The organism is Streptomyces sp. P1-3, assembly GCF_050613155.1.
Classification (GTDB): domain Bacteria; phylum Actinomycetota; class Actinomycetes; order Streptomycetales; family Streptomycetaceae; genus Streptomyces.
The window spans coordinates 1450182-1460220 of record NZ_CP192512.1; the positions used below are offsets into that span (position 1 = coordinate 1450182).

General features: G+C 70.1%; 6 protein-coding genes. 2 read left to right on the forward strand and 4 right to left on the reverse strand.

Features of this window, described 5'->3' with window-relative positions:
* Window positions 1-188: 188 nt before the first annotated feature.
* A complete protein-coding gene (locus ACQUSR_RS06300) occupies window positions 189-1142 on the forward strand; it encodes an ATP-binding cassette domain-containing protein (protein ID WP_431041548.1) in 954 nt (317 codons plus the stop codon).
* Window positions 1139-1903, forward strand: a complete 765-nt coding sequence (locus ACQUSR_RS06305) for an ABC transporter permease (RefSeq protein ID WP_431041549.1) — start codon at window positions 1139-1141, stop codon at window positions 1901-1903. The genes ACQUSR_RS06300 and ACQUSR_RS06305 overlap by 4 nt, the downstream gene beginning before the upstream one ends.
* Here ACQUSR_RS06305 and ACQUSR_RS06310 read toward each other — a convergent pair.
* The 4 genes from ACQUSR_RS06310 to ACQUSR_RS06325 form a co-directional block, all read right to left on the reverse strand.
* Window positions 1887-5018, reverse strand: coding sequence for a BTAD domain-containing putative transcriptional regulator (locus tag ACQUSR_RS06310; RefSeq protein WP_431041550.1), 3132 nt, complete (start codon window positions 5016-5018; stop codon window positions 1887-1889). The two genes, ACQUSR_RS06305 and ACQUSR_RS06310, sit on opposite strands and share 17 nt — an antisense overlap.
* Before the next feature lie 169 nt (window positions 5019-5187).
* Window positions 5188-5904 (reverse strand): thioesterase II family protein, encoded by a 717-nt coding sequence (locus ACQUSR_RS06315; RefSeq protein WP_431041551.1) that lies wholly within the window; start codon window positions 5902-5904, stop codon window positions 5188-5190.
* Between the two features lie 20 nt (window positions 5905-5924).
* On the reverse strand, window positions 5925-6149 hold the full coding sequence (locus tag ACQUSR_RS06320; protein WP_431041552.1) for an MbtH family protein: 225 nt from the start codon (window positions 6147-6149) through the stop codon (window positions 5925-5927).
* Window positions 6150-6218: 69 nt separating this feature from the next.
* The gene (locus tag ACQUSR_RS06325; protein WP_431041553.1) at window positions 6219-10037 is read right to left on the reverse strand and encodes a non-ribosomal peptide synthetase; all 3819 of its coding nucleotides are present in this window, start codon (window positions 10035-10037) and stop codon (window positions 6219-6221) included.
* Between the last annotated feature and the right edge of the window lie 2 nt (window positions 10038-10039).

Sequence of the window (10039 nt, forward strand, 5' to 3'; positions counted from 1 at the left end):
ACGCTCCCACATCTCACAAGATCTCACCGACGGGGGTGGTGGCCTCCACCGCCCGGCACTCCGTTGTTCGCCAGGTACGTGAAGTACGACGCGCGGGCATCGTACACAGGCAGCGTGTCAGGCCGTGTCAGGCGCCGTATCAGCGCGGGGACGGCCCGGTGTCAGGGCGGTCGCCGATCGTGGCTGCCATGTTGAGTTCAGCGATCGCGGCTACCGGGCTGCGGAAGGCGTACAAAGACAAGACCGTGCTCGACGGAATCGACCTGGACGTCCGGGCCGGCACGGTCTTCTCCCTGCTCGGGCCCAACGGCGCCGGGAAGACCACGACAGTGAACCTGCTGACCACGCTCCTGGCGCCCGACGCCGGGAGGATCGTCGTCGCCGGGCACGACGTGGCGACGGAGCCCAGGGCGGTGCGGAAGGCGATCGGGGTCACCGGGCAGTTCGCGGCGGTGGACGAGCTGCTCACCGGTGAGGAGAACCTCCTGATGATGGCGAAGCTGCTGCACCTTCCCAAGGCGGAGGGCAAGCGGATCGCCGAGCGGCTGCTCGCGCGGTTCGACATCGCCGAGGCGGCGGCCAAGCCGGTGGCGACCTACTCCGGCGGCATGCGCCGCAAGCTCGACCTCGCCATGACGCTGGTCAGCAGGCCGCAGATCATCTTCCTCGACGAGCCCACCACCGGGCTCGACCCGCGCAGCCGCCTCACGCTGTGGGAGATCGTGCGGGAACTGGTCGCCGAGGGCATGACCATCTTCCTCACCACGCAGTACCTGGAGGAGGCCGACAAGCTCGCCGACCGCGTCGCCGTCCTCGACCAGGGACGGCTCGTCGCCGAGGGCACACCCAGCGAGCTCAAGCGCCTGGTGCCCGGCAGCCACATCCAGCTGCGCTTCCGCGACCAGCACGAGCTCGACGCCGCGGCACTGGCCCTGCACGAGTCCACCAAGGACGACGACGCCCTGTGCCTGCGCGTCCCCGGAGACGGCGGGGTGAAATCGTTCCGCACGCTGCTCGCCCGGCTCGACGAGCATTCGGTCGACGTCGAGGACATGTCGGTGCACACACCGGATCTCGACGACGTGTTCCTCGCTCTCACCGGCAACGCGAACAAGGAGAACAAGGCGGTGAACGCGCGATGAGCACCATGGCGGCCTCGCTGGAGGACTTCTCGACCATGCTGCAGCGCAATTTCCGGCACACGCTGCGGAATCCCACGGCGCTGTTCAACGCCGTCCTCTTCCCGATCATCATGATGTTGATGTTCGTCCACGTGTTCGGCGGCTCCTTCGATGTCGGCGACGTCGACTACATCGACTACGCGACACCGGGGGTGATCATGATGACCATCGGCTACGGGGTCAGCGCCACCGCGGTCGCCGTGAACTCCGACATGTCGACCGGCATCATCAACCGGTTCCGGGTCATGGACGTGTCCCCCACCTCGGTGCTGACCGCGCACGTGATCGCGAGCATGCTGCGCAGCCTGGCGTCGATCACGTTCATCGTCCTCATCGCGCTGGCGATGGGCTTCCGGCCCGACGCGAGCCCTCTCCAGTGGCTCGGGGTGCTCGGGGTCATCCTGCTGGCGCTGTTCGCGATCGGCTGGCTGACCGTCGCGCTCGGGCTCGGCGCGAAGACACCGGAGAACGCGGGCTTCGCCGTCGTCCCGCTGATGATGCTGCCCTTCCTGAGCAACGCGTTCGTCGAGACCGACAACATGGGTGGCGGGGCGCGCCAGTTCGCGGAGTACCAGCCGTTCTCCCCGATCACCGAGACCCTGCGCGGGCTCTTCGCGGGCGATCCGTCGGCGAGCCCGGCGATCCAGGCGGTCATCTGGTGCGTCGGCCTCGCGCTGCTCGGATTCCTGCTGGCGCGATCGAACTTCACGAAGCGAGCGTGACCTCGGCCAGCTCGCGCCAGTCCCGTCCCCGGCCGGCGCGCGTCGCCTCGGCGAACACCGTTTCGCCGAGGCGCACGCGCGTCTCCTCGGTGATCCGGGAGACGTCCGGCTGCGAGCGGTCCGGCGTGCCGCGCACGCTCTCGCTCGCCGCGAGCAGCCGCACCGCCTGCTCGTCCTGCCCCTGGCGCAGCGCGAGGTCCGCGAGGCCGATCAGCACCTGCGCGATCAGCGGCGCGTACCCCAGCTCCACGGCGGCGCGGAACGCCTCGGCCCGGTGCGTGCGGGCCTGGTCGACGTCTTCGGCGAGGTAGCCGTACAGGTCCTGGGTCACGGCGCGGACGTTTCCGTTCGTCTCGGCGTCGCGCAGCATCGTCCGCACCGCGGCCAACTGCTCACGCACCTCGTCCCGCTCGCCGCGCCAGCGGGCCAACTGCGCCTTCGAAAGGACCAGCTCGGCGAGCGCGTCCGGCCAGGCGACCCGGTCCGCGCAGCGCTGCGCCTCGGCCATGGTGGCCTCACTGGTCTCCTCGTCCCCGAGCAGCCAGTACAGCTGGGCCTGCCGCGCCCGCAGGCCGACCACGTCCTCGATCGCGCCCAGCTCGGTCAGTGCCACGATCGACTGATCGTAGTGCTCGCACGCGCGGGCGAACTCGCCGCGCAGGGAGAGACGGTCGGCCAGGGAGTTCAGCGCCAGCGACATCCCCCACCGTTCTCCGAGCACGCGGAACTCGGCCAGGGCCACCTCGATGTCCACGTCCGCCTCCGGCTCGTCGCGGCCGAGCGTGAGCCGCAGCCGGCCGCGGTTGAGCCGGGCCAGGGCGCGCACCCACGAGTCGTCGTCGGCGAGCAGCGGTTCAATCGCGGGCAGGAACTCCGTCGGCTCCTGCAGCATCCGCTCCCACGGTCCGACGAATCCGAGCAGCGGGTGGCGGCGCGTGCTGCGCTGGGCGAACCGGTACGCCTCATGGATCCACTCCCGCGCCTGGTACTGGTCACCCTGCCCGGAGGTCACGAACATCGTCACGACGGCGTACGCCATGGCCCGCACGTCGTCGGGCGCCTCGCCATGCAGGGAGGCCGCCGCGATGCTCAACTCGGTGCCCTCCGCCTTGCGCCCGCTCAGAAACCAGTACCAGCCCACGACCGCTACCAGCCGCATCGCCTCGTGGGCCCGGCCCTCGGCGATGGCGCCGCGCAGGGCGGCATTGATGTTGTCGTGCTCGGCCTCGAGCGTGGCCAGCCATTCCAGCTGCTCGACCCGGCGCAGGTGCGGCTCGGCCGTCTCGGCCAACTCGGTGAAGTAGGCGACGTGCGCCTGGCGCGCCGACTCGGCCTCTCCGGCTTCGGCGAGCCGGTGCGCCGCGTACTCCCTGATCGTGTCCAGCATCCGGTAGCGCGGCACGACCGCGTCGTCGGCGAGCAGCAGCGACTTCTCGATCAGCGCGGTCAGCACGTCGAGGACCTGCTCCCCGCCGAGCACCTCGCCCTCACACACCCGTTCGACCGCGTCCAGTGTCGCCCCGCCGGAGAACACCGAGAGCCGCCGCAGCACGCCGCGCTCGGCCTCGGTGAGCAGGTCCCAGCTCCAGTCCACGACCGCGCGCAGTGTCTTGTGCCGGGGCAACGCCGTGCGGCTGCCGCTGCTCAACAGGCGGAAGCGGTCATCGAGTCGATGTGCCAGCTGTTCGATGGACATCGTGCGCAGCCGTGCCGCCGCCAGTTCGATCGCCAGCGGAATCCCGTCGAGCGCCCGGCAGATCCGCGCCATGGCGGACAAGGTCCGCTCGTCGGAGGCGATGTCCTTGCGCACCGCACCGGCCCGTTCCCGCAGCAGCCGCACCGCGGGCGAGGCCCCGACCTCGGGCAGGCCCGCGCTCTCGGCCGGCAGCGCGAGCGGCTCCACCTGCCACAGTGCCTCCCCTGTGATGCCGAGCGGCTCCCGGCTCGTGGCCAGGATCCGCAGCCTGCGGCACTCCCCGAGCAGCCGGTCCGCGAACGCGGCGGCCGTCTCGATCATGTGCTCGCAGTTGTCCAGGATCAGCAGCTGGGCCCGCTCCCGGATCGCGGTGACGAGCCGATCCACCGAGTCCCCGCCCGTGGCTCCGCCGAGCAGGGCCTGGTCGCGCAGGCCGATCGCGGTGAGCACGACCGGCGCCAGCTCTCCGCCCGCCCGCACCGAGGCCAGCTCGACCAGCCACGCCCCGTCGGGAAGATTGCCGAGCATCATCCGCGCGGTCTCCGTGGCCAGTCGCGTCTTGCCCGAGCCGCCCGCCCCGGTCAAGGTGACCAGTCGGTGCTCGGTGACCAGGTCGGCGACCGCGGCGACGTCGGCGTCCTTGCCCACGAAACTGGTCAGTCCGGCGCGCAGGTTCGTCCGGTGGCTCTCCGCCAGCCCGCCGACCTCGCCGCGCAGCAACGCGGTGTGCAGCGCGGCGAGTTCGGCCGACGGTTCGACGCCGAGTGCCTCGGCGAGCCGTTCGCGCAGCTGCTGGTACACGACCAGCGCCTCGGCCCCACGCCCCACGTCGGCGAGTGCGCGCATCAACGCCGCGACGAGCCCTTCCCGCAGTGGGTACGTGGCGACCAGCTCGGTCAGCTCGGAGACCAGCTCCGCGCCACGGCCGAGGCGGATGTCCGCGTCCACCCGGTCCCCGAGCGCGGCGAGGTGGAGCTCGTCAAGGCGTGCGACCGCCGCGTCGAAGGCCTCGCTGCCGTACGGTGCGAGGTCCGCCATGGCCTTTCCGCGCCACAACCCCAGGGCCGAGCGCAGCAGTTCCGCCCGCAGCGGTGCGGTCCCGGCGGCACGCGCCTGGCCGACGAGGTGCTCGAACCGGCTCACGTCGACGGCATCGGGCGCCACGGCCAGCCGATACCCACCCGACTCCGCCTCGACCGAACCGTCCGGCAGCACCCTGCGGAGCCGGGAGACCAGCGCCTGCAAGGCGTTGACCTCGTCCGCGGGCGGCTGGTCGCCCCAGATCCAGTCCACCAGCCTCGGCCGGGTGACGATCCGACCGGGTTCGAGGGCGAGCGCGGAGAGCAGTGCGCGCAGCCGAGCGCCCGGCACCTCCACCACCGCGCCATCGCCGGTCCGGACCTCGAGCGGTCCGAGCATCAAGATTCGCACCTCACCCATACTGCCGCACGGCTCCGATGGCCGGCGACCGCTACCGAGCAGGTCAAGGCACCCTCTCCACCGATCCCGCGCGCAGCCCGATGCGGGGCCGGGGCGCCGTCGACGGCGCCCCGGCCCCGCATCGGAACAGCGATGTGGAGCTCCTCCGTCAGCCGCCAGATCCGGCTTCGATCAGCCGCACCAACTCCTCGGCGTGGTCGACGAGATACATGTGCCCGCCGGGCATCTCGGTGAAGGTGAATTCGTCCACGGTCGCCTTCCGCCATTCCCGGGCCAGCTCGGCGTCGACCAGATCGTCGGTGGTGCCCCGGATCGAGCAGATCGGTATCGACAGCGGCTCGTCCGTGCTCGGCGTGTAGTTCTCGTGCATCTCGCAGTCGGCCCGCAGGGTCGGGAGGACGAGCTCACGCATTTCCGGATGGTCGAGGGCCTCGTGCCGGAATCCGGCGAACACCTCGACCCGCGCGAGGAACTCCTCGTCGGGCAGCCCGGTCGCCCGTCTGGCCCGCTGCGTCCACGGCCCCGGCGAACCGCTCACGAACAGCCGCTCGACCGTCACCTCGTGGCGCTTGCTCAACAGGTGAGCCAGCTCGTACGCGAGCACCGCGCCGAGGCTGTGCCCGAAGAACACCACCCGCGCGCCTTCGCCGGCGGCCGCCACGACATCGTCGACCGTTCCGCACGCCGCTTCGTAGACATTCCGGTACGGCGTTTCGAGCAGCCGTCGCTCCCTGCCGGGGAGGTCGACCGTGACGACTCGGCACCCGTCGCTGGTCAGCGCCCGCCAGGGGTGGAAGAACGAGGGGCCCGCGCCCGCGAACGGAACGCACACCAGCGTGGTCTTCTCCTGGTACTCGGAAGACATGTCAGCCCTTCCGTCGACGGCTACGGGACGAGGTCTTCGGCCATCGCCGCGCGGAGGCTCCGCGGGCGCAGGTCGGTCCAGTTCCGCTCCACGAACTCCAGCGCCTCGTTCCGGTCCACCTCGCCGAGGGCGACACGCCACCCGGCCGGAACCTCGGCGAACGAAGGCCACAGCGAGAACTGCTCCTCGTCGTTCACCAGCACGTGGAACCGGCCCGTCTCATCGTCAAACGGATTCGTGCTCATCGCTTTTCCTTCCCCTTCACTGGGATTGTCCCGCGCAGAAGTTCAGCGCGGACTGGCCATCCGTATCGGTCACGCGTCGAGTTTGCGTTTGATCACCTCGCAGATCTCCGCCGCGGACTCGGGCATGTGCAGGTCGTGGTGCGTGGCCTGCACATCGTGTTCCTCGAGGGTTCCGAGGATGTGCGGCTTCCACAGGGGCGCCCAGGACCCCTCTTCCTCCTCCCGCAGCGCCGAGTTGAAGAAGAGGGCGTCGCCGCGGAACTCCGGCGACACGAATTTCCTCATGATCTCCGTGTGGTGGGAGACCACACCCGCCATGGTGCCCACGAAGCGGTCGTCCCCGCCGATGTTGAAGAACCGGCCGAGGAACCCTTCGACCACGGCCCGCACGCCCGGTTGGTCGTGTTCCTCCATTTCCGCGAAGAAGCTCGCCGGCACGCAGTCCAGCATGGCCAGGAGCGGCACCTGGTGCCCGCGCCGGTCGAGCGCGTCGGCCACGGCATGGGCGACCGTGCCCCCGTACGACCAGCCGAGCACGTGAAAGGGTCCTTCCGGCTGGACCTGGAGGATCTGTGCGACGTAGTCCTCGACCATCTCCTCCACGGTTTCGGGCAGCGAACCACTGCCGTAGGCGCGAGACTGCAGCGCGTAGATCGGCCGGTCCTGTAGGTACGGCACGAAACTGAAGTACGGCCAGCTCACACCGCTGCCCGGGTGGACGAACCACAAAGGCGGCTGCTCCGTCTTGCCGCTCAGTGAAAGCACCACCGCGAACGGGTCGGCGAAGTCGTCCGGAACGCTGTTGCTGAGCAGCAGCGCGGCCAGTTGGGCGACCGTGGGATGGCGAATGATCGTCCTGATGGGCATGTCGACGTCGAACTCGCCGCGGATGCGTGCGCTGAGCCGGGTCGCCAGGAGCGAATGGCCGCCGAGCACGAAGAAGTTGTCGTCGATGCTGACGTGCTGCAGTCCGAGCACGTCCTCGAACAGAGCGCACAGCCTGCGTTCGTAGGAGTGCCGCGGCGGCCGACCGGTGCCGATGTGCTCCCGATCGGGTTCCGGAAGCGCTTTGCGATCCAGCTTCCCGCTGGACGTGGTCGGCAGCTCGGCGACGGAGACGATCACCGTCGGCACCATGTACTCCGGCAACCGCTCCTTCGCGAAGCCGGTCAGCGCCGTGCCGTCGACCTCACCGGTGCTGGGCACGACGTAGCCGACCAGCCGTTTGTCGTTCCGCTGGTCCTCGCGGACCACGACGGCCGCCGCGGCCACGTCTGGGTGGCTGGACAGCACCTGTTCGACGTCACCCGGTTCGATGCGGAACCCTCGGATCTTGATCTGGAAGTCGGCGCGTCCGATGAACTCCAGCTGTCCGTCCCGGTTCCACCGGACCAGGTCACCGGTGCGGTACATCCTCCCTCCTTGCCCTCCCCGGTGGGGCCCATCCGCGGTGCCGAACGGGCAGGCGACAAACCGCTCCGCGCTCAGCCCGGGGCGACCGAGGTATCCGCGAGCCAACCCGGTGCCGGCGACGTAGAGCTCCCCGGCCACCCCGACCGGCACCGGGCGCAAGCTCGAATCCAGCACGTACGCCCGGGTGTTCCGGATGGGTGCGCCGATCGGAATGCTCGCGGCGCCGGCCCGGTGCTGCCACGCGGTGACCGCCACCGCGGCCTCCGTCGGTCCGTACCAGTTGTGCACCTCGCACTGCGGAAGCAGCTCCGCGACCTGGTCGGCCAACACCGCGGGGAACGCCTCGCCCCCGACGCGCATCCGCCGCAGGCTGGTGCACTCCGCCGCGGCCGGTTCGGTCACGTAGACCTCGAGGAGCGAGGGCACGAAGTTGGCGTCGGTCACCCGCTGGTCCCGGATCAGCCGGGCTAGGTACGCCGGATCCTTGCGCCCTTCCGAACCGGCGATCACCACCGTCCCGCCCACCTGCAGCGGTTCGAACAGCTCCGGGATCGACGCGTCGAAGCCCACCGAGGCGCCCCACAGAGCCCGAGTGCCGACGCCGGTGCCGAAGCGCGCGAGCCCCCACAGCATCAGGTTCATGATCGAGCGGTGCGAGACCACGACGCCCTTGGGCCCACCGGTCGATCCCGACGTGTAGATCACGTACGCCGCGTTGTCGGGTGCCACCCGCACGCCGGGGTCCGCCGCCGGGAGACTCGACACATCCGGCAGTTCGCCGTTCAGCACCAGGTGCGGGCGCGCGTCGCTGAGCATGCCGGCTGCCCGGGTATCCGGCAGATCGGTCTCGATCGGCAGGAACGCTGCCCCCGCCTTCAGCACGCCGATGAGCGCCACCACCAGTTCGACGGAACGCCGCATCCGCACGGCGACGACGCTTTCCGGAGCGGCACCCTGCTCGATCAGCCAATGTGCGAGCTGGTTCGCGCGAGCGTTCAGCTCCTGGTACGTGACCTCCTGCCCGTCGTACACCAGCGCTGTCCGGCCGGGGTCGCGTTCCGCCTGCGCCACGAAGCCGTCCAGCAGGGTGCGCGCACTGTCCGGCTCCTCGGTGTCACCCGCCCCGCGCACCAGCCGTTCCCGCTCCTCCGGCGCCAGCACGTCGATGGTGGCCAGGCGAGCGGCCGGTTCGGCGACCACCTGCTCCAGGACCCGGGCGAACCGGGCGGCGATGGCCTCTACCGTCTCCCGGTCGAACAACTGGGTCGCGTACTGGATGACGCCCCGCATCCGCTGCGCGGGGTCCTTGGTGATGCTGAAGTGCAGATCGAACTTCGTGGCCGAGGGAGTGAGCATCATGTGCTCCGCGTCGAGCCCGGGGAACTCGAAATCCGGTTTCGCGTAGTTCAGCCACTCGCACATCACCTGGAACAGCGGCTGGTACGCGCCGGAGCGGTCGAAATCGGTCGACTCCACGAGCAGCTCGTACGGCACGTCCTGGTTCTCGTAGGCCGCCAGTGCCTTGTTCCGCACCTGCGTGAGCAGTCCGGAGAACGACGGGTCCCCCGACAGGTCCACCCGCAGCACCCAGATGTTGACGAAGAACCCGACCATGTCCGCCATGGCGTCGTCCGTGCGTCCGGCGATGGGGCTGCCGATCGTCAGGTCGTCCCCGCCGCCCAGCTTGTTCAGCAGCACCGCCAACGCGGTCTGCACGACCATCGACACCGTCGAGCCCCGCTCAGCGGCCAGTTCCTCGAGGCCGCGCAGCACCTCCGGTTCCACGGTGAACTCGACCATGTCGCCCCGGTGGTCCGCCTCCGCGGACCGGGGGCGGTCCAACGGCAACCGCAGCGGCTGCGGCACGCCGGCCAGCTCGTCGCGCCAGTACCCCACCTGGGTCGCCGCGACGCTGTCCGGGTCCTCCTCGTCGCCCAGGTTCTCGCGTTGCCACAACGTGTAGTCCTTGTACTGCACGGGCAACGGTTCCCAGCCCGGTGCCCGGTCTTCCCGCCGGGCGGCGTAGGCGGCGGCCAGGTCCCGCAGCAGAGGCCCCAGGGAACTTCCGTCCGCAGCGATGTGGTGGTGCACGAGGACCAGCACGTGCTCCCGCGGTGCGAAGCGGAAGACGCTGACCCGCACCGGCAGTTCGGTCGCGAGATCGAACCCGTACGAGATCGCCTCGTCGAACGCGGCGTCCGCCTCGTCCGGCGTCACCTCGATGACCGGCACGTCCAGCGACATCTCGCTTTCCCGCAGGATCCGCTGGTACGGCTCACCATCGTCGTCCTCCGCGAACAGGGTGCGCAGGCTCTCGTGCCGAACGACCACGTCGCGGACCGCGGCCGCGAGAGCGGTGGTGTCAAGCACCCCGGTCAATCGGTACGACACCACCACGTTGTACGTATCGGAAGGGCCCTCCAGCTGGTGCAGGTACCACAACCGGCGCTGCGCGAACGACAGCGGAATCCTCATGC